The 20960-nt window shown below is 60.1% G+C and carries 18 protein-coding genes and 2 pseudogenes; 7 read left to right on the forward strand and 13 right to left on the reverse strand.

All coding sequences use genetic code 11. From position 1 onward, the window contains the following. On the forward strand, positions 1-371 hold a 371-nt coding region (locus tag FJ546_RS31435; RefSeq protein WP_210243127.1), incomplete at its 5' end, for a hypothetical protein. Between the two features lie 63 nt (positions 372-434). Here the strand turns inward: FJ546_RS31435 and FJ546_RS31815 are convergent. The 7 genes and pseudogenes from FJ546_RS31815 to FJ546_RS29430 all read right to left on the reverse strand — a co-directional run. Next, positions 435-584, reverse strand: a pseudogene (locus FJ546_RS31815) (IS6 family transposase); the annotation flags it as partial. 190 nt (positions 585-774) lie between these two features. Further along, entirely contained in the window at positions 775-1674 is a 900-nt protein-coding gene (locus FJ546_RS29405; RefSeq protein WP_224570440.1) for a GlxA family transcriptional regulator, read from the reverse strand. A 56-nt stretch (positions 1675-1730) separates the two neighbouring features. Beyond that, complete coding sequence (locus FJ546_RS29410; protein WP_140892669.1) at positions 1731-2825, reverse strand: ABC transporter ATP-binding protein; 1095 nt, start codon at positions 2823-2825, stop codon at positions 1731-1733. Further along, positions 2822-3655 (reverse strand): ABC transporter permease, encoded by an 834-nt coding sequence (locus FJ546_RS29415; RefSeq protein ID WP_140892670.1) that lies wholly within the window; start codon positions 3653-3655, stop codon positions 2822-2824. The genes FJ546_RS29410 and FJ546_RS29415 overlap by 4 nt, the downstream gene beginning before the upstream one ends. Beyond that, on the reverse strand, positions 3652-4497 hold the full coding sequence (locus FJ546_RS29420) for an ABC transporter permease (RefSeq protein ID WP_140892671.1): 846 nt from the start codon (positions 4495-4497) through the stop codon (positions 3652-3654). The genes FJ546_RS29415 and FJ546_RS29420 overlap by 4 nt, the downstream gene beginning before the upstream one ends. A 109-nt stretch (positions 4498-4606) precedes the next feature. Next, on the reverse strand, positions 4607-5743 hold the full coding sequence (locus FJ546_RS29425; protein ID WP_140892672.1) for an extracellular solute-binding protein: 1137 nt from the start codon (positions 5741-5743) through the stop codon (positions 4607-4609). A gap of 91 nt (positions 5744-5834) precedes the next feature. After that, positions 5835-6749, reverse strand: a complete 915-nt coding sequence (locus FJ546_RS29430) for a LysR substrate-binding domain-containing protein (protein ID WP_140892674.1) — start codon at positions 6747-6749, stop codon at positions 5835-5837. A 99-nt stretch (positions 6750-6848) separates the two neighbouring features. Here FJ546_RS29430 and FJ546_RS29435 point away from each other — a divergent pair, with 99 nt between their 5' ends. After that, entirely contained in the window at positions 6849-7628 is a 780-nt protein-coding gene (locus FJ546_RS29435; protein ID WP_140892675.1) for a creatininase, read from the forward strand. Between the two features lie 315 nt (positions 7629-7943). Here the strand turns inward: FJ546_RS29435 and FJ546_RS29440 are convergent, their stop codons facing one another. After that, positions 7944-9158, reverse strand: coding sequence for a M24 family metallopeptidase (locus tag FJ546_RS29440; protein ID WP_140892676.1), 1215 nt, complete (start codon positions 9156-9158; stop codon positions 7944-7946). 254 nt (positions 9159-9412) lie between these two features. Here FJ546_RS29440 and FJ546_RS29445 point away from each other — a divergent pair, with 254 nt between their 5' ends. Together FJ546_RS29445 and FJ546_RS29450 are read left to right on the forward strand one after the other, a co-directional pair. Next, positions 9413-10627: a M24 family metallopeptidase gene (locus tag FJ546_RS29445; protein ID WP_140892713.1), complete on the forward strand. Its 1215-nt coding sequence runs from the start codon at positions 9413-9415 to the stop codon at positions 10625-10627. Between the two features lie 100 nt (positions 10628-10727). Then, entirely contained in the window at positions 10728-11621 is an 894-nt protein-coding gene (locus FJ546_RS29450; RefSeq protein WP_140892677.1) for a LysR family transcriptional regulator, read from the forward strand. Between the two features lie 41 nt (positions 11622-11662). Here the strand turns inward: FJ546_RS29450 and FJ546_RS29455 are convergent, their stop codons facing one another. From FJ546_RS29455 to FJ546_RS29470, 4 genes are read right to left on the reverse strand one after another with little or no spacing between them, the layout of a single operon-like run. Beyond that, the gene (locus FJ546_RS29455) at positions 11663-12472 is read right to left on the reverse strand and encodes an ABC transporter permease (RefSeq protein WP_140892679.1); all 810 of its coding nucleotides are present in this window, start codon (positions 12470-12472) and stop codon (positions 11663-11665) included. 4 nt (positions 12473-12476) lie between these two features. Then, a complete protein-coding gene (locus FJ546_RS29460) occupies positions 12477-13709 on the reverse strand; it encodes an ABC transporter permease (protein ID WP_140892681.1) in 1233 nt (410 codons plus the stop codon). Positions 13710-13712: 3 nt separating this feature from the next. Continuing rightward, positions 13713-14834: an ABC transporter ATP-binding protein gene (locus FJ546_RS29465; protein WP_246687013.1), complete on the reverse strand. Its 1122-nt coding sequence runs from the start codon at positions 14832-14834 to the stop codon at positions 13713-13715. Positions 14835-14859: 25 nt separating this feature from the next. Next, complete coding sequence (locus tag FJ546_RS29470; protein WP_140892716.1) at positions 14860-15888, reverse strand: ABC transporter substrate-binding protein; 1029 nt, start codon at positions 15886-15888, stop codon at positions 14860-14862. A 619-nt stretch (positions 15889-16507) separates the two neighbouring features. Between FJ546_RS29470 and FJ546_RS29475 the strand changes: the two are divergent. Both FJ546_RS29475 and FJ546_RS29480 read left to right on the forward strand, forming a co-directional pair. Next, a pseudogene (locus tag FJ546_RS29475) lies at positions 16508-16741 on the forward strand (IS630 family transposase); the annotation flags it as partial. A gap of 217 nt (positions 16742-16958) precedes the next feature. Then, positions 16959-17694, forward strand: a protein-coding gene (locus FJ546_RS29480; protein ID WP_246687015.1) for an IS5 family transposase whose coding sequence is annotated in 2 segments (ribosomal slippage) — positions 16959-17263 and positions 17262-17694 — 738 coding nt in all. Because the reading frame shifts where the segments join, the coding sequence is not laid out codon by codon here. Between the two features lie 632 nt (positions 17695-18326). Here FJ546_RS29480 and FJ546_RS29485 read toward each other — a convergent pair. After that, positions 18327-19235 (reverse strand): diacylglycerol kinase family protein, encoded by a 909-nt coding sequence (locus tag FJ546_RS29485; RefSeq protein ID WP_140892683.1) that lies wholly within the window; start codon positions 19233-19235, stop codon positions 18327-18329. 155 nt (positions 19236-19390) lie between these two features. Here FJ546_RS29485 and FJ546_RS29490 point away from each other — a divergent pair, with 155 nt between their 5' ends. Next, positions 19391-20905, forward strand: coding sequence for an LssY C-terminal domain-containing protein (locus tag FJ546_RS29490; protein WP_181168134.1), 1515 nt, complete (start codon positions 19391-19393; stop codon positions 20903-20905). Positions 20906-20960 lie beyond the last annotated feature (55 nt).

Here is a 20960-nt window from a genome sequence, read left to right on the forward strand (position 1 = left end):
AACGTGTCGCTGGCGGCGCGGTCGATGAAGCGCCGCGCCCTTGGCCTCGCAGTGAACGATCCGCTCGCGGGGACGGCATTGGCGCCTTCGGCAGGAAGGACGAGGCGACGATGAACACGCCCTATTACCTGATAGACGAGTCAGCGAACTGGTACTTTTCTTGTCCGTCATCTCTGACCTCCTCTGTTCGCGGAAACCGGGAAACTCCCAGAACATCCGACCTCGGCTGCTTTTGCTCTCTTGCTTCTTTTATGACGCCGCAGGGCGGCTCCTGTCGCCACGCTGCACAAGTTAGGACGAAATTCTGGACTTCGGACGTGCTAGTTTTGCCATTATTGATGCGAGATCGTCATGAATGGTTTGTGGCCTGAGGCTCTGAACTGGCTTTGTCGCAAATCTGAAAACGGCTAACGATTGTTGACCGTGGGGCGTCGTCACGCTGCGGATTCGAACTGTTCAGCAATTGGATGGTAGGCGTAACTCTCCTGCCGCTTGCGCATCATGTGGATCATCTCGATGCCGGATACGGTTATCCCGGCACAAGTCATAGACTTGATGCCGAGCATGGATTGGATCCGGCGCCTTTGTGACCACGGACGTCACGCGTAACCGGCTTGCCGGCAACTCGCTGACTGAGGCGGTGGTTGCCAAATCGATGGCGGACAGCATGACTGAGGCAGTCGTCCGACGCAGGCGCAGCCTGTCATCCCGAGCATGCGGCCTGATCCGACACCATGGACTCCTGTGCTCCCCGTCTTGGATGCGCCCAGAGAGTTAACCCCTTCGAAGCGCTGTTGGTGTGCCACCTTCATGTTGCCGATATACGCGGCTGAAATGCCCAGCATTTGGAAAACCACACCTGTACGCGATTTCGCCGATTTGTAGGTCGCTAGTTCCCAATAGCGTTTTCGCGTACTGCAGACGCAGCGCCAGATAGGCGGCCATAGGGCTGGTTTCTATTTCTGTGGCAAACAATCGCTCAAGCTGGCGGCGTGAGATGCCAAGCTTGCTCGCTACGTCAGTCACTGTGATTTTTTCTTGCAGATTGCTCTCCATCAGAAGCAATGCACGCCTGATGTGGCGGCTTTTCGCTTTGGGAAACAATTCTCCGTTAGGCTGCACGTCGCGGCCGGTTCTAATTCTGTCGAGAACCAAAATTTTTGAAGCTTTCTCCGCAGCTTTGTTGTCAACATGCTTGGACACAAAGTAACTCGCCAAATCGGCTGCTCCGGCACCTCCGGCGCAGGTGGCCCTATTTCCATCGATTGAAAACAACGTGTCAGCGTGCGCACGAACGTCCGGGAACGCATCTCGAAATTGCTTGATGTGAAACCAGCTTACACAGGCCCGATAGTTGTCGAGCAGACCATAGTGGGCCAGCACGAAACTGCCCGTGCATAAGGCCGTAAGAGGCACATCGCATTCTGCCGCACGCCGCAGAAAGTCCTGTTTTTCCTCACTGAGGTACTGGGTGCCATTGAGCAGCCCACCGACAACAACGATATTGTCATAATCCTGCGGATCAGTGATTTGTTTCGTGGGCAGCAACTCCACACCGGAACTTGAGCGGATGGGAAGACCTCGCTCACCGATAATCTGCCAGTCAAATCGCCCCCGCCGACTACGATCACCGTCATCACCCGCAAGGCGCAGCGTATCGATGAAAAGCGACATTGGAGACAGTGTAAAATTTCGGGCAAGTAGGAATCCGAACCGCAATGTCAGCCGCCCTATTCCCCCGGCAGAATATGGCTCGCTTCAGCGCGCCACGACATCCAGATTCTGGCGCCCGGCACCAAGTTGAGCCGCTCCAGTTCGTCATGGCTCTTCTGCGCCTTGAGTTCCAGCCCGTCGGCGCTTTCGAGGTGGATGACGGCAGTAGCGCCGACGAATTCTTCGCCGACCACCGAAGCTTGCATGCCGTTGACGTCGCCGGCAGGCTTCTCGTTGGTCAGCTGTACGCGGTCACCGGACACGACGAAAGTCGCTTTGTCGCCCTTGACCAGCGCCTTGGCCGGATTTCGGGCAACGCCGAAATCGCCTGAAGGCGTTGCGATCCTGATGAGGTCGCCGTCTGTCGCCGAAACCTTGCCGGCGAACACATTCGAGGAGCCAAGAAACTCGGCGACGAACTTTGTCCGCGGCGCGCGATAGATCTCCTGCGGGTTGCCGATCTGCTCGATGCGGCCGCGGCTCATGATGACGACGCGGTCGGCCATCGAAAAGGCCTCCGACTGGCTGTGCGTGACATAGACGAAGGTGATGCCGAGTTCCTTTTGCAGATTGGACAACACAGTCTGCATGCGCACCTTGAGATGCGCGTCGAGCGCCGACAATGGCTCGTCGAGAAGCAGGATTTCCGGCTCCGTCACCAGCGAGCGGGCCAGAGCCACGCGCTGGCGTTGGCCGCCGGAAAGATGGGCGACGTTGCGGTCGGCGAATTCGGTGATCTGCATGCGTTCGAGCCATTTGTCGACGCGCTGCCTGCGCTCGACTTTTTCAACGCCTCGCATGCGCAGGCTGAACTCGACATTCTCGCGCACCGTAAGGAACGGGAATAACGCCAGACTCTGCCACACCATCGGCGTATCGCGCCGCCAGGTCGGCAGATCGTTGATGCGCGCACCGGCAAGGCGTATGTCGCCTTCGGTCGGCGCCTCAAGGCCCGCCAGCATACGGAGTGTGGTTGTCTTGCCGCAGCCGCTCGAGCCCATGATGGCGAGAAATTCGCCCTTGCGAATCTCAAGATCCAGGCGCTCCACTGCAACAAAGTTTCCGAAACTTTTGACGACGCCGTCGAAGACGACGAGGGCTTCATCGGTCATGGGACCAACTCCGGCGCGTTGCTGCCGGCCTGCGGCGCGGCGCTGCGTTTCATGAGAAGAATCTGGGCGAGGATCACCAGCGTCATCGAAGCCAGGAAAACGAACGTGCCGATGACATTGATGCGCGGGCTGACCTGTCCCTGCAGGAAGCCGAGCACCTTGACCGGCAGCGTTTCGTGCAGGCCCGACACGAACCACGACACCGCGAATTCATCGAACGATACCGCCATGGTGATGAACAGCGCGGCGAAGATGGCGGGCCGGCAGAACGGCACGATGACATGCCGCATCGCCATCCATTCGGACGCACCGAGGTTCCAGGCGGCGGCTTCAAGCGATGGGTCCATCTGCGACAGGCGAAGCCGGCAGATCGCCATGGCGAACGGAGCGCACATCACCACATGGGCGATGATGACGGAATGAACCTCGCCGGACAGGCCGACATTGGACAGGAAGGCCAGCATCGCCAGGCCGAGGATGACAACCGGGATGGTCGGCGGCAACAGCGCCAGCGCCACGTAGAACGGCTTGCCGAAGAATTTATAGCGGAAGTCGGTGTAGGCGGCGCCAAAGCCAAGTGCCGTGGCCACGACCGAGACGACGACGCCGACCATCAACGTGTTGCGCAAGCCCTCCCAGACCAGCGGATCGGCATAGACGGTCTCGTACCAGATGGTCGAGAAACCGCCCAGCGGCAAGGACGGAAAACGGTCGATATTCAAGGAGAAGACGAAGCTCGCGGCGATCGGCGCGAAGATGAAGGCAAAGGAAAGCACGATGTAGAGCTTGAGCGCCCAGTCGATCAGCGGGTTGCGGTTGAAGTCGCTCATCGCCCGCGCTCCCTGTAAGCGTAGCTCACCGCCGCGAACGCCACCGCGAGCAGCGTTGCGATCATGGTCAGCGCGATGACTGCCGCGCGGGGCCATTGCTGGCCCGACTTGGTGGTATCGGTGATCAGGATGGAAAGCGTTGGTGGGTCGCCGCCGCCGAGATAGAGCGGGCTGACGAAATCGCCGAAAGTGAGGATGAAGCAGAACAGCGCCGCGATCACCAGTCCAACCTTGGCCGCCGGCACCACTACCTCGAACACGGTGCGCAGGCGTCCGCAACGAAGATTGTGCGCGGCCTCGATCAGCGTGCGGTCGACGAACATCAGGCTGAACAATTGCAGCAGCACGACCAGCGGAAAGCTCAGCGTCAGGTAGCCGATCATCGTGCCGAAGACCGAATTCAGCATGCCGAGCGGCCCGAGACCCGCCTTTGCCAGCAGCGCATTGATGATGCCGTTATCGGACAGGAAAATCTGCCACGAATAGACGCGCACGAGATAGCTGGTGAAGAACGGTATGACCATCAGGAAGATTGCCCAGCGCCGCGCCGTCTCCGACAGCTTGAAGGCGATGCCGTAGGCGCAGGGCAAGGCCAGCGCGCTGGTGACGATCGCGGCCGCCGTCGACAGGACCAGGGTCCGGAAATAGGCCTCCCAGAACACGCCGCGGCCAAGCATCCTGATCCAGTTGTCCGGATTGAAATCCGGCTCCATACGGAAATTCCGGACCGTCCAGAAGCTCAGCGCGATCAAGAAGACCAGCGGCGCCAGGAAGAACATCACCTGCCAGATCAACATCGGCAGCGAGAATGTCAGTCCGTAAAGGGTGATCGATTTCCGCATCGATGCAGGTCCTGCCCGTTGAAGCACGGCTCATCCGTCTGAACGACGCACGACGACGTTTCAGGAAATGCCGGACGGGCCCGAACGCCCGCCCGGCGGTTTATGACCGTTACGATCCCTTGTATTCGGACCAGAAGTCGTTCCAATCTTCAAGGCTCTGCTGAACCGGCAGTTGGCGATATTTGATGCGCCCGTCGCGGATCATGTCCATGACATTGCTCTGGTTGAGCAGCATGCCCTGCCGCTTGGCCTCAGCCGGCGTCTCGGTGGCCAGGAGTTCCCAGCCCTTCTTGTTCGGGATAAGGCAGGGATAGGCGACCATGTTGGCCGACTTAACCTGGCCCTTGGCGGAAGTGATGTATTGGATCCACTTCTTCGCCAGATCGGCCTTCTTCGAGCCCTTGCCGATCGAGAAGGATTCCGTGAACTGCAGGCCGCCCTCTTCCGGAATGACTGTGCGTACTTTGGCGCCGCCCTTTTCCAGCGCCCCGGTGATCCAGTCGCCGATGCCCGCCATGGCCAGCATCTGACCGTTTTGAAGCGACGAGAAGGTGCCGCCATAGTCAAAGAAGCCGCCGATCTGCGGACGCAGCGATTTCGTTTTTTCCTGTAGCTTGCTCCAGGCCGCGTCGTTGATGTCATAAGGCGAGGCGTTGCCATTGAGCAGGCTCATCTGGCCCAGATTGGGCAGATGCCAATCGAAATGCCCAACCTTGCCCTTCAGCTTCTCGGCCCAGTAGACATTATAGGTCGAGGCCTCCTTCTCGGTGATCGCCTCGGTGTTGTAGGCAACACCGAGGAAGCCGAAACGGGTGATGACCGAATAGAGATCGTTGCCCTGCCAATGCCCTGGAAAATGCTGGAATTCGGGGAAGAATTCGTCGAACGGATAGTCGGCCGGGTCGAGCTTCTCGATATAACCGGCGGCGTTGAGCTGCTGCACATACTCGGCATCAGACAGGATGACGTCGAAGGTTCCGGGAGGCGATTGCGCGATCAGCCCGAGCATGTTGTCGCCGCCGGTGTAGTATTTCGGCTTGAACTTGACGTTGTTGGCGGCCTCGAACTCGGCGACCACGTCGGGCTCGGCATGTCCATACCAGGCGAGCATATTGAGTTCGACCGGATCGGCAAAAGCCAGCCGGCTTACGAATGGCATTGCCAGAACGCCGCCACTCAGAACAGTTGCACCCTTCAGAAAGTCGCGGCGCGTGCTGCCGTTGAACAAGCTTTTTTTGATTGTCATGGTTGTTCCCCTTGGCTTGTAGTTCCAGCGAGCCTACGAAGGGGTCAACTATTTGAAAAATTAATTCTCATAATAAATGCATTTGCGCCCTTTATTGGCGGTCCAGTTCGATCGGCCGGCGCACCGGGTCGCCGGAGACGCCGGCTTCATCCAGGCGCGCGACGATGTGATTGACCAGCCTGATTCCCGCATCGGACAGGCGGGGGTGCTTGTAGAACAAGCCGACCCGGATTTCCGCAAGCGCTGGAAACCCGTCACTTTCGTCGAGAACGCGCATGCCGGGCAGCATTGTGTAACGCGTGAGCGCGCTGACGCCAAGGCCATTGACCACGGCATTCTGCAAACCCGCGATGCCGGAGCCGGTATAGGACACCCGCCAGCGAATTTGCGCGGCATCCAGGGACTGGATCATCCGCGCCCGATAGGCGCAGCCTTCCGGGTGCGCGGCCAGCGGCACTCCGGTTCCCAGGTCAAAGCGAGCAGCTTCGGCGGCAGCCCAGACCGGCCGCTCGATCCACGAACGGGACAGATACTGCGAACGCTCATTGTTGACCATCGCCACCGCCAGGTCGAGTTCGTCGGCGCGCAGCCGATCGAGAATGTCGGCGCTCCAGCCGCAGTGGATTTCCAGCGAAATGCCCGGATGCTGGCTGGTGTATTCGGTGATGACGCCCTGCAGGAACGCGACCGCATAGTCATTCGGCAGGCCGATCCGCAACACGCCGGCTATCTTCGACCGATTGAAATAGGATGCAGCCTCGTCGTTGAGCCGCAGCATCTCGCGAGCGTAACTCAACAATACCTCCCCTTCGCTGGTCAGGAGCAGCGTCCGTCCGACCTGTTTGATGAGCGCCGAGCCGACCAGTTCCTCGAGCCGGCGGATCTGCAGCGAGATGGCCGGCTGGGTGCGCCCCAGCGCATCGCCAGCTTTGGTGTAGGCACCAAGATCGATGACCGAAACAAAGGTCCGCAGCAGGTCGGTCTGAAAATTAACGATGTTGCGCATGGATTTCGATTTCTCATACATGGATCATGAATATAAATTTTTCATATCATGATTGTCGCCACTAATCATCAACCCAACAGCTGAAGTTGGGAGACCATCATGCCGGATGCCACCGTTTTTGCCGCCGAACTGCCTTGGCCGGACTACGACGCGAAGGTTCGGGACGGCGCCGTGCCTATCCTGCTGCCGGTCGGTTCGATGGAACAGCATGGCCACCACATGCCAATGCACGTCGACGTGCTGCTACCGGTCGAGTTCTCCCGCCGCGTCGCCGGCGAGATCGGCGCACTTGTCGCGCCGCCCTTCACCTATGGCTACAAGTCGCATCAAAAATCGGGCGGCGGCAATCACCTGCCCGGCACGACCAGTCTGGATGGCGCGACGCTGGTCGCGGCGCTGCGCGATGTCATCAAGGAATTCGCCCGCCACGGCGTGCGCGATATCTGCTTGATGAACGGCCATTTCGAGAACTCGTGGTTCATCGTCGAAGGGATCGATCTGGCGCTGCGCGAACTGCGCTGGGGCGGCATTGGTGACATGAAGATCGTGGTGCTGTCCTATTGGGATTTCGTCGACAAGGCGACGATCGCGCGTCTCTATCCGGGTGGCTTTACGGGGTGGGACCTGGAGCACGGCGGCGTACTCGAAACGTCGCTGATGTTAGCACTGTACCCGAACCTTGTTCATATCGAGCGCGCCGTCGATCATGAGCCGGCCAGCTTTCCGCCGTATGATGTGTACCCGCCCAAGCCTGAATGGACACCGACGAGCGGTACATTGTCGTCCCCCAGGGAGGCGTCGAAGGAGAAGGGCGACATTCTGCTGGATGTTTGCGTGAGCGGCATCGTCAAAGCCCTGAATGTCGAGTTTCCGCGCTGAACCTTGGGCTTCCGCTTGAGTTCCAATGCGCCTTTGGGCAGCGCGCGAAGGCCACGCCAGTCAAGCGAATCTTGATCGACACGCGTCGTCAGTATGGAAACGGCCAGTTCGGTGGCGCCTGCCCTCTCACGGTGTCGGCATTTTCGTCGGGGCAATCATTGCGTTCCACGAGCGTGTCGACCGTGAACACTCTTATCAGCAAAATGAAGAATTCGTGGGCGAAGCCATAAACAGGCGACGCCGCGTAGGGGTTGGGCGGGTTTGTCCGGCCCTCGCCTCGCGGATGCCAATCGTGAGGAATGTAAAGCACTCCCGTCAGTTCCTGACGATGTTATGGTCGGGGCCAAAGGGGAAGCCGGTGATGTTTTCCGCGCTGTCCTCCTTCACGATCAGGATATCGTGCTCGCGATAGCCGCCCGCACCCGGCATGCCTTGCGGCAACATCACCATCGGCTCCATGGACACGACCATGCCGGGCTCCAGCACCGTCTCGATGTCCTCGCGCAGTTCCACACCCGCCTCGCGACCATAATAATGGCAGAGCACACCGAAGGAATGGCCGTAGCCGAAGGAGCGGTACTTCAGCAGATCCCATTCCCGGTACATGTCGTTGAGTTCGATCGCGATGTCCTTGCAGCGCGCGCCCGGCTTGATCAGTTCGAGGCCTCGGCGGTGGACAGCGACGTTCTTCTGCCAGATGTCGAGGCTGGCGTCGTCGACATGGTCACAGAACAATGTGCGTTCGAGCGCGGTGTAATAGCCAAAAATCATCGGGAAGGTATTGAGCGACAGGATATCGCCGGATTTGACGAGACGGTTGGTGACCGGATTGTGGGCACCATCGGTGTTGATGCCGGACTGGAACCACGTCCAGGTGTCCATAAGCTCGACATAGGGGTGCGACTTCGCGATCTCGCGGATCATGGCGTTGGTCGTTGCGATGGCGACTTCGTGCTCGGGCACGCCGGCCTTCACGGCTGCCACACAGGCGGCGCCGCCGATATCGCAGACGCGTGCGCCCTCGCGGATCAAGCCCTGCTCCTCAAGCGACTTGATCGAACGCATCCACATGGACGGCTGGGCGACATCAACGAACTCGACGCCCGGGAGCGCCTCCTCAAGCTGGCGGCGGAAATCAAGGTTCACATGGTCGAACTCGATCCCGATGCGCCTTGAACTGGCGGTGAGTTGGCGCACCGCGCGATAGAAATTGTCGCGGCGCCAGTCCGTGTAGGTGACGTTGTCGCCAAAACTGCGACGATAGGGCTGGCCGCCATCGATGCCGGCGGAAATCGTCGTGGCTTTGTCGTGGTCAACGACCATGCCGTATTTGCGGCCGAAGTAGCAGTAGAGCCAGCCGGAATAATAGTTGATGCAGTGATAGGAGGTGAACAGCACCGCATCCACGTCGTTGTCCGCCATCCAGCGGCGAACGTCGGCCTGACGGCGATTCATCTCGGTGTCCGAGAACGGCGAGTACTCCTTCTCGCCATTGTGCCACGCCATCACGTGCAACATGTCGTCGGTCATCGGGAGCTTCCTGCAATGATAATGCGAGGAGGCTACGATTGGCGCGCGCATCAGGACAATTTATTCACCTGATATGTGCATTTCCAGAAGTTATGGAAGTCCCCAATGTCCCCGCAGCGCGGCCGACCGATTAGCAACCCTAATCGGATGATATCGACTTCTAATTTCCAGTGGCCCGGCCGAATTTTTATAGTCCGCTCCAACCTGAAACCGACCTGGATGCGGAGGAAAGAATGAACGTCTACGCCAAGGGCATGCCCAACGAGTTGTTGCGCCTGCAGAAGATGCACAATGGCGAGAAGGCCGTCGCCACCTTCAGCGCCGCCGAGATGACGCGCCGTCAAGACGGGCTGCGCAGCATTCTGGCTGAACTGAAGCTCGACGCAGCCGTGCTCACTTCCTACCACAACATCTGTTATTTCTCGGACTTCATGTTCTGCTACTTCGGCCGCCGCTATGCCTTCGTGGTCACGGCCGAGAAAGCGGTGTCGGTTTCGGCGGGCATCGATGCCGGCCAGCCATGGCGCCGTACCTTCGGCGACAACATCACCTACACCGACTGGCAGCGCGACAATTACTTCCATGCCCTGCAGCAGGCGCTGCCCGGCGTGAAGCGTATCGGCATCGAGTTCGATCACGTCAACCTCGAATTCAGGAAGCTCCTGCAGGATGCCTTCCCGAACGTCGAGTTCGTCGATGTCGGCGCGCCGACCATGTGGCTGCGTACGATCAAGTCGGCCGAGGAGATCGTGCTGATCAAGGAAGGCGCGCGCACCGCCGATATCGGTGGCGAGGCCATTCGCAACGCGATCCGCGAGAACGTTCCTGAATACGAGGTGGCGCTGGCCGGCACGCAGACCATGGTCCGGCATATCGCCAAGACCTTTCCGCATGCCGAGCTGATGGACACCTGGGTCTGGTTCCAGTCAGGAATCAACACCGACGGCGCGCACAACCCGGTGACATCGCGCAAGGTTCAGAAAGGCGACATCCTCTCGCTCAATTGCTTCCCGATGATTTCGGGCTACTACACCGCGCTCGAGCGCACGCTGTTCCTCGATCATGCCAGCGACGAGCACCTGCGAATCTGGGAGATCAACTGCGACGTCCATCGTCGCGGGCTGGAGCTTTTGAAGCCGGGCGCACGGTGCGGCGACGTGGCGACGGAGCTGAACGAAATCTACCGCAGTCACAATCTGCTCGGCTACCGCTCGTTCGGCTACGGCCACTCCTTCGGCGTGCTGTCGCACTACTACGGTCGCGAAGCTGGCGTCGAACTGCGTGAGGACATCAACACCGTGCTGCAGCCGGGCATGGTCGTTTCCATGGAGCCGATGCTGACCATTCCGGAAGGCCTGGCGGGTGCCGGCGGCTATCGCGAACACGATATTCTCGTGATGACCGAGGACGGCGCGGAAAACATCACCAAGTTCCCGTTCGGCCCGGAGCACAACATCGTCAAGGCGTGACCGCTGACCACCGCGGTTTCTGGCGGGCCTTCCTGACAGGGAAGGCCCGCTTGCGTTTGTTTGGAACCGCGTGATCTAATCGGCCAATGAGGAGCTAACCATGCGCAGCATCCCGACCGACCTCCTCCGCGCCTTTGTCACCGTCATCGACCTGCGCGGCTATACGCGTGCGGGAGAAAAGCTGGGCCGTACGCAGCCCGCGATCAGCTTGCAGATGAAACGGCTTCAAGAGCTGCTTGGCGTCTCCCTCTTCGCCAAGGAAGGCGGCGCGCAGATCACCGAACAGGGCGAAATCGTCGCCGGCTACGCGCGGCAAATCCTGGCGCTCAACGACGACATGATGCTGAAGCTCTCGAAGCGTGACAGCAAGGGCCGGCTGCGGCTCGGCATTCCAAACGACTACGCCGATCATTTCCTGCCCAAGCTGATGGCGAGCCTCGCGCGCGACGGCGGCGACCTCACCTTCGACGTCGTCTGCGATCTGTCGCACAATTTGCTGCAGGGCTTGCGCAACGGCGTCTTCGACATCGTCGTGGCGATGACGCCGGACGGGCCTTCCGAAGGCGCGTTCATGACCTGGAAGGAGACGCTGGCCTGGGTCTGCGGAGCGCAGTCCCCGGATCCAGCGGCGGATGCCGGGGGACAAAGCGAACTGCGCATCGTCTGCTACCCCGAGGGGTGCCTCTATCGACGCAACATGCTGACCGCGCTGCAACGCGACGGCCGCAATTTCGAAATCGTCTACACGAGCCCAAGTCTCGCCGGCCTGGAGGCGGCCGTGGGTGCCGACTTCGGCGTGACGGTCCTGGCGCGCCGAATCATCCCGGCAAAACTCAGGATCGTCGAACCGTCGAGCCATCTGCCGCGGCTCGCGGATGTCGTGGTCGGCATCTATGTCAGCCCCGACCGCAAGCGGTCCTCGGTGGCGCAGAGTTTCGCCGCTCGCTTCGCCGATATGTTCGTCGCCGGTGAGGCGGCCACCAGGGTCGGTTGAGAGCCGCCTTCGGCTCCTTGCCCGAAACCGTGGTGGACAGGCTATTTCACGCGGCGCCGGGTCAGCAGCGCCAGCATGGCGAACAGGACGATCGACAACGCAAGCAGCAGCGTCGCGGCGGCCATGATGGTTGGATTGATCTGGTCGCGGATGCCGGAGAACATCTGCACTGGAAGCGTGCGCTGTTCGGCCGCCGTCATGAACAGGGCGACGACGACCTCGTCGAAAGAGGTGGCAAAGGCGAAGATCGCACCTGAAATGACCCCCGGCATGATGTTCGGCAGCGTGACGCGAAAGAACGCCGACGACGGGGACGCGCCGAGGCTCAATGCCGCCCGGGTCAGGTTGGTGTCGTAGGTGGAAAGCGTCGCCGTCACGGTGATGACCACGAAGGGCGTCGCCAGCGCGGTATGCGCCAGGACGAGGCCGGTGCGGGTGTTCGTCAGGCCGAACTGGCCGAAGAAGAGATAGCTGCCGACAGCCACGATGACGATCGGTACGATCATCGGCGAGATCAGCAATGCCATGACCAGGCGGCGCGCCGGGAAATCGGGACGCGAGATGCCGAGTGCCGCCAGCGTGCCGAGCGTGGTGGCCAGGATCGTGGTCATCACGGCCGCGACGGCGCTGTTGAAGATGGCGTTCATCCAGCGCGCGTTGCCGAAGAAGTCCGCGTACCAGCGCAGGGAATACTCCCGCACGGGCAAGGTGAAGAACGGGTCTTTGGAGAAGGACAGAGGCGCGATGATGAACAGCGGTGCGATCAGGAACAGGAGCACCGCGACGGCGAATGCTATCACCAGCGTGCGCATCAGGCGTTCGGACGGCGTCGCGTAAGAAGGCAGCCACATGGCGTCACCCCAGCTTGATCTTGTCGGCGCCAACGAGGCGCAGGAACAACAGGTAGATGGCAAGCGTCACGACAAGCAGGACCACGCCGAGGGCGGCGGCCAGCCCCCAGTTGAGATCGCGGTTGATGTAGACCGATATGAAGTTGGATACCATCTGGTCGCGTGGCCCACCGACAAGCGCCGGCGTGATGTAGTAGCCAAGCGACAGGATGAAGGTCATCAGACATCCGGCAACAACGCCAGGCAGCGTCTGCGGCGCATAGACGCGCCAGAAGGCTGAAGATGGCGGTGCCCCGAGCGAGCGGGCCGCCCTGAGTTGCGTGGCGGGAATCGAGCGCATGACGCTGTAGATCGGCAGGATGGTGAAGGGCAACTGGATGTGCGTCATCGCGATGACCGTTCCGGCGCGCGTGAAGATGAGCTGAAGCCGCTCGCTAGTCAGGTGCAAGGTCATCAGCACGTCGTTGATGATGCCGTCGGACTGCAGCAGCACGACCCAGGCGGTGGTGCGCACGAGCAGCGACGTCCACAATGGAAGCAGCACCATCAGCATCATGATGCCGGCGATTGCCTTGGGTGCGATGGTCAGCACGTAGGCGACGGGATAGCCCAGGACAAGGGTGAACAATGTCACCAGCCCCGCGACGAACAACGTACGCGCCAGCACGTCGAGGAAGATCGCCTGATCTCCCTTGACGCGTTCGACCGACCCGTTCGGGGCCTGTTGGAGGTCGAGCGCGGTCAACAGATAGTAAGGTGTGAAAGAAGCACCGTTGCGCTTGATGATCGCCCAGGTTTCCGGCGAGCCCCAATCCGTGTTCTGCTCGAGGAACTTCTCCTTGTACGGACCCGTATCCAGCTTTTCGACCATCCGCGCTGCCGCCAGCACGCGGCTGCGCATGCCGGAAATCTCGTAGTTGAGGCGCTTGCCGAGCAAGGCGGCCGTACTGTTGTCCTTGGCGACCTTCAAGTCGGCGGCGAGCGCGGCGTAGACAGGCTCGTCCGGCACTGAAACGCCATCCCAGCTTTCAAGCGCGCCCAACGTGCGCGGCAGCACCTCGCGTGTCTCGGGATTGCCGACCGCCGTGACCAGCAGGTAGAGGATTGGAGCGACAAAGGCGACCACCAGGAAGACGATCAGCGGCAGGGCCAGCGAAAGTGCTGCCCGCCGGGCGGGTCTCTCGGCCCGACGGACGGCCATGAAGACGTTGATCCGGTCCATATTGGCGACGGTCATGGCTCACACCTCCAGAAGGCGGCATTCGGAAATCCCGCATTCAAGGACGACATCCGTGCCCGATGCGAAATGCCGTGCCTGCCGCGCCGGGATGCGCGCGGTGACAAGCTGGCCGCCAAAGGCCTCGATCGACAGCCGCATATGGTCGCCGAGGAAGAAGACGTCGCGGGCCTTGCCGATGAAACGGTTGAGATCGGCACGGACACCCTCGCCCGCCAGTGAAATATTCTCCGGCCGTATGGATATGCTCATGTCCGTGCCGGTGCCGGACACATTGGCGCCAGCGGCCTTCAACGTCGTGCCGTCGGCCATGCGCACGACAGCCAGGCCCCCTTCACGTGCGAGCAAGGTGCATGACAGCGAGTTGTTCTCGCCAATGAAGGAAGCAACGAAGCGGTTGGCCGGCTCGTTGTAGAGCGTTGCCGGAGCCGCGAGTTGCTGGATCCGCCCGTCATGGAACACCGCGATGCGGTCCGACATGGTCAACGCTTCGGACTGGTCATGGGTAACGTAGACCATAGTGATGCCGAGCGAGGTCTGGAGTTGCTTGATTTCGATCTGCATGCGTTCGCGCAACTGCTTGTCGAGCGCCCCGAGGGGCTCGTCCATCAGCACCAGCGAGGGCTCGAACACCAGGGCGCGGGCCAATGCGACGCGCTGCTGCTGGCCCCCGGAAAGCTGCGCCGGGCGGCGATCGCCCAGCGCGTCGAGACTGACGCGGCCAAGCGCCTGGCGGACCTTTTCCTTCGCGGCTGCGCCGGTGATGCCACGGTAGCGCAGCGGAAACGCGACATTCTCCGCCACCGTCATGTGTGGAAACAGCGCGTAGTTCTGGAACACGAAGCCAATGTTGCGCTTCTCCGGCGGCAACCGCTCGACAGGCTTGCCGTCGAGCAGAATACGGCCGAGCGTGGGCTGCTCGAAACCGCCCAGCATCATCAGCGTCGTGGTTTTGCCGGAGCCGGACGGCCCCAGCATGGTCAGGAACTCGCCGCGCAGGACGTCGAGGGTGAGGTCCTTCACGACGAAATTGATGCCGTCGTAGGATTTCTTTACGTCCTCGAACCGAACGAGGGCATCGACTGGTCTGTCCGTTGCAAGTGACATTCGCTGGGAAAAGTTCATCGATGCTCTCCTCCGGAAGTCCTCACTACTGCGCGAGCCAGGTCGTGAAGCGCTTGCGTATTTCGTCCCCGCTGTCGGCCCAGAACCCATTGTCGAGGGTTAGGGACACCGTCAGGTTCTGTGGGCTGGTTGGCAGGTTCTTGGCGTCCTGAGCCGCCACGAACTCGGCCGCCGATTTCCGTACCGGGCCGTAAGGGATGTATTTTGTGATGCCCGCGAGCACCTTGGGCTCAACCGCGTACTTGATAAAGGCAAGAGATCCATCGGCATTATTGGCGCCCTTGGGTATGACCCAATAATTGGAGTCGAGGATCTGGTTGTCCCAGACGATCCGGAAATCCTTGCCTTCCTTGTTGGCGTTGTAGATGCGGCCGTTCCAAGCGGTCGTCATCGTCACCTCGCCCGAAGCGAGCAATTGCGGTGCCTGCGCGCCGGCTTCCCACCACACAATGCTGTCCTTGATCGTGTCGAGTTTAGCGAAGGCCCGGTCCACGCCCGCCGGTGTCGACAGTGTTTGGTAGACCTGGTCAGGCGGCACGCCGTCGGCAAGCAGTGCGAATTCCAGGTTGGTTGCCGGGTTTTTCCAGAGGCCGCGCTTGCCTGGGAATTTCTTGGTGTCGAACAAGTCCTTGATCGTCTTGGGTCCGTCCGGCAACTTGGCGCCGTCATAAGCAAGGATCGTCGCATAGACGATCGTGCCGACGCCGCATTCCGAGGTCGTGCCCTTGATCCAGTCGTCCTGAGACCCGATTTTCGCCCAGTCGATCTTTTCGAAAATACCCTCGTCGCATCCTTGCAGCAGCGTCGGTGCATCGACGTCGACGACATCGATGGTGGTATTGCCGGATTCGATCATCGCCTTGATCTTCGCGATCTCGCCGCCGTATTCCTGCTCGTCAATCTTGGTCCCGGTCTGGGCGGCATATGTTTCGAACACCGCCTTGCGTTGCGCTTCCTGGTAAGCGCCACCAAAACTCATGACCGAAAGCGTGTCTTGCGCTCGCACTGCATTCGAACAAAGCGACGCAAGCGCCACCAGCGACAAAGTCAGCATGCGACTTGTTAAGCGAGGTCTCATTTCCGTCACTCCCGTTGATTGGAAACAGGCCGCAGCTTGGGTCTGGATGAGCTTGGCCGGTGCAAAACGGTAATTTGGCAAGGACGCGACAGCAAATAAGTACATCGCATGACTCCATGAGAATGCGTTATCGAGAATGCGTTATCGCGCTGTGGTAGCCTGACCATTCGAGTACAGCGCGCCCTTGCTTCAACGCATGTGGATGCAGGCTCATCCACAGAAACAGAAAACGACGATGACAGCGATAGCCAAGCCCTGTTTGACCCAATAGCGGAGCACGCGATTTCCGACGTGCAGGCGAAACCGAGGACGGCGCCGACCCGTTTGAGGAAAGCGGTAGCTTGACCGTTGATCGGGCGTATGAAGCCTTGGCGGCGTTCAGGGAAAAGGTCATCCGACCGTCGGCCTCCAATTGGGAGCCGCATCGTTCCGTCCTTCGCGAAGCCATGATCGAAAACGTACGTTCGTCAGAGGATCACCGATCCCGACGACTGGTTCACTCGTGTCCCGCACTATCCGGGCTGACCTACGACGTGGTGCTTGAGGCGCTTACGGCCGAAGGCGACAAGGTGGCCAAAGCTGCGCATGCCGCCGCTTCGTGCCAACCTCTTGCTCCTGGGTCAATGCCGTCGAGGGCTTCTTCGCCAAGCTGACACGCCGACGCCTCAAACACGGCGTCTTCCATTCCGTCGTCGACCTCCAGGCCGCCATCAATCGCTGCATCAAGGAGCACAATCAGGCCTCGCACGCCTTCATCTGGAAAGCCGACCCAAATCAGATAATCGCAGCTGTCAAACGTGGGCACCAAGCGTTGGAATCAATCCACTAGTAGGGGTTTGAGCATCGCGAACAGGGCGTCCGGATCGGTCAACACCGCCGACTGAGGGTGCAAGGCCCCTTGCCGTCGGCGACACCGGTCGCCGTCTCGCCCGTCGGCCCGTCTAGGACCAATCCACATTCCAGATTCCCAAAACTGAGATGTGCTGAATCAATGCGTTCCGGATTTACTGATTCGGAGCGGGTTGATGGGTGTGAAGCGCTATTAACTGAACGAGGCGCAATGGACTCGGATTGCGCCTCTTCTGCCGGGTAAGGTTGGCGATCCGGGCCGCAGCGGTACCGACAACCGCTTGTTCGTGAACGGCGTTTTATGGGTCCTGCGATCCGGGGCATTCTGGCAGCACCTGCCGGAGCGCTATGGCAAGTGGAAGAGCGTCCATGCCCGCTTTACCCGCTGGGCCAACGCCGGTGTCTGGGAGAGGGTGTTCGCCGAACTCATCAAGGATCGTGACAACCAATATCTGATGCTCGACACCACCCTGGTCCGTGTCCACCAGCAGGCGGCGGCGGGAAAAGGGGGCGCATGATCAGGCGTTGGGGCGTTCCCGAGGCGGCTTGACCACCAAGATCCACATGATCTGCGACAGCTTGGGCCGGCCGCTGCGCTTCATGCTCACCGCCGGCCAGCGGCACGATAATCTTACCGCCAAGGCTCTGCTCAGGGGCTTCCACGCCGAGGCCGTGCTGGCCGACAGGGCCTACGACAACAATGATTTACGCCAGACTATTGCCGACATGAATGCCCAAGCGGTCATCCCTTCGACCCGCTCTCGCAAGGTCATGATCTCCCACGATCAGGCAATCTACAGGCTGCGCAACCGCATCGAACGCTGCTTCAACAAATTCAAGCACTTCCGCCGCTTCGCAACCCGTTACGATCGACGCGCCGATCACTTCCTCGCATTCGTCCATATCGCAGCAATCTGCTTGTGGCCACGTTGAATGTGGATTCGTCCTAGACCATAAAAGAAGTCGATCAGTCGCCTCCCATGTTGTAGGCTGGTAATGACCTCTCTCTGACAAGATCGACAACCGACATGTTAGACGCAGGACGATGAGAACATCGCGATCGCAAGAGCCTCTACATTCATCGAAGCCAGATGTGACACCGCTTGTGCTTTTGCTGACTCTTACCGGGATGTTCGAAACTGTTGGCGCCGTGGCCATCTTATTTGGCAGTCCACCAGACCCGACGCTGTGGGTGGTCATTGGAGCCAATGTCGTAGTTGTCCTGTTCTACTTCGCGTTAAAACGCCACTCGCACAAGCGGCACGAGCACGGTGGCACAGGCGGGCGTTAGCGAAGCACGAGCCCTCAATCCGGCGGCGTACCTTGAAACGGAATCTATCCCACCTGAGGCAGGTTCAGTTCTCCGAAGTGAAATGGCGCCGTCATTCGCGCCTCCAGAACCGGAGTTGACCGGTAGCTCCTAGAACCCGCCGGCGATAGTCACCAGTGGTCCTTAAGCGATCGCGGCTTTGTTGGGAACGGCGGGGTTCTAGCCGAATCTCCTGGATCGAGGGCGCAGCTTTTTTCTGCGGGCAGAGGGCACTATCAGTACCGGAATTGTCGGTTTAGGCGGCTTTTGCTTCCGGCACCAGAACTCGTAACGATCGCGAGCGTATGCGATAGCGCAAGGGCATCGCAACGTTGACGGTCTCGCCGTCCATGGCGATACGCATCTGTTTGCGACGCGCTCTGATCTCAAGGCCTTGCGCCCGATACCGTTCCATATCGCGGGCGGCATCGACCAGACCGAAGACGACCCTGAACGGCAACAGCGCGAGCCCCAGCCAGGACTGCTCCTTCACGACGTAGACACTGAGCTCTCCGGACGTGAGATTGCTGCGGTGGCCGAGCACTCTCAGATCATAGAAATTGTTCCCGACAAAAACGCAGGCGGTCCGCTGCGGCACGTTACCGTCGATCGAAATCCTCACCCTTTTCCAGGACGAAGCCCTGAGCATCAAGACAAGTGCTGGACCGAGAGCTGCAAGCTTTCCAACCCCTAACCGTTTCTGCTCCGCGGACCGTTCGGCGACAAAAAACGGGTAAATGCCGATCGATGAATTGTTGAGGAAGACCCGGCCGTTCACCTCGCCGACGTCGATCTGCTTCACATGACCGGCGGCGATGATGTCCATGGCCGCGTCAAGGTCTTTCGAGAGGCCGAGATCCCTGGCAAAGTGATTGAGCGTACCAAGCGGCAGCACGCCCAGCACGACATCCGTTCCCGCCACGGCCGAGGCCACCGAACCCAGCGTGCCATCGCCGCCGCCAACGACGAGCGTGCGTGATCCGTCGCCGGGCGTTTGCGTTGTAACGAACCTGTGAGCCATCGCCGCGATGTCGCTCCCGCCCGCCATTAGCACCTCGGCTTCGATGGCACGCCCTTGAAACCCATCTCGAACGAACGCTTCGACATCGTAGCCGGCGCGCTGAATTGTGCCCGCGCTTGCATTGAGGAGGACTAGAACTGACATGCATGCGCCATTTGAGAAGGTGAGAAGATCCGGTTGACCCGCCAGGCAGGCAGCGTACCAGATGTCCAGCCGGCAATCACCGTGCTAGGCTGAAGGCCATTCGCCTGCGAGACCATATTTCGACAAATCGTGAGGGGCATCGCTGGATGTGGCGCTTGGCGCGTTCGCTGCTTCGGTCCATCCTCGAAGCCATCCGACATGATCCGGAACTTCGGCGTGTCATCGCTGCCCACCCAAGGTGTTGGGGTTGGCTTGCCAGACGATTCAACCGTTTCGAGCCATTTGGCCTGCAGCTTACCGTTGGCGTGGCCATGGCGGTCGTCTTTCTCTTCTTTTTCCTCTCGGTGGTTCAGGATCTGATGGCCAACGAGGCAGTCGTTCTGGCGGACCTACGTCTGTTGTCGCTTGTTCAGATGTATCGGACCCCTAGCCTGAACAGAGTGATGGTCTTCCTGACTTATATGGGGAACTGGCAGGTCGTCACGGCAGGCGCCAGCTTGTTGATGATCTATCTTGCGTTGACGCGCCGATGGCTTTGGATCATGGCGCTGCTCGTCTCGATCGGCGGCGGCGAAATCCTCGTCCAACTGGGAAAGGTAGGCTTTGCCCGTGCGCGTCCCGATCTCGTCAATGCGTTGATCCCGGCCAAAGGCGCGAGCTTTCCGAGTGGCCACGCCTTCGTGGCAATATGCTTCTACGGACTGGTCGGCTGGTTCGCGATCGATCGGGTGCATAGCAGGACAGCGAAGGCCACAATCGCGGTCATGACGATCACCGTCGTGGTTGCCATTGGGTTTTCCCGGATTTATCTCGGAGTCCATTGGCCATCCGACGTGATTGCGAGTTTCAACCTCGGCGCGGCCTGGCTCATCGCGACAATCACCTTTTTCTGCGTTGCAAGAGCGTCTGCCGTTGACGCGATTTCGCGTGCCTCGGGCGCTTGGTCCAAAACAGTGGCCGTCTGTCTGGTCACGGCCTGGGCCGTCTTTGTGGGCGTTTTCGACTACACGCACCCGCTTGTCGACAAGGATCGACCCGCGAACGCCCCGGTTGACCTGCCGGAAGCAAATCTCCCGGAGGCGATGTTCGCCTTGGCGCCGCGCTTCAGCGAAGACATAACCGGCAAACCGATGGAGCCAATCAACGTCATTCTGACAGGAAGCGAGGCTGACCTGGTCAAAGCCTTTGCACAGGCGGGCTGGGAGCCGACGGACAGGATTTCGTTTGCAAGCAGTTGGCGATTGCTTGGCGCGGAGCTACGCAACCAGCCTTCTCCGCGCGCACCGGGACTTCCGACCTTCTGGCACGGGCAGCCCAATCAAAGAGGTTTCCAATATGTGGATCCTGGCAGCTCGGCTAGAGAACGCCACCACATTCACGTTTGGGAAACGGACTTTCGGGTTTCCGGCGTTCCGGTTTGGCTTGGCACCGTTCACTTCGACAAGGAAGCCAAAACGGAAAGCGGAAGGGGGCTACTGATCCACCAGATTGACCCGGACATAGACAGTGAGCGAAACGCATTGCGCTCCGCTCTGCTTCGGTCGAGATGCGTCGCCAAGATTGAGGAGGCGGTCGTGACCCAGCCGATGATGGGCAAGAATGCAATAGGCAACCCGTTCTTTACCGACGGCCAGGCCGTTGTCGCTTTTCTGAATTGCCGAGAGCTGTGATCACAAGCAGCGGCGCCTCAGCAGCGCCAAAGTCGACTGGCATTGGTTGCAGTTG

Source organism: Mesorhizobium sp. B2-4-19 (genome assembly GCF_006441315.1).
GTDB lineage: Bacteria > Pseudomonadota > Alphaproteobacteria > Rhizobiales > Rhizobiaceae > Mesorhizobium.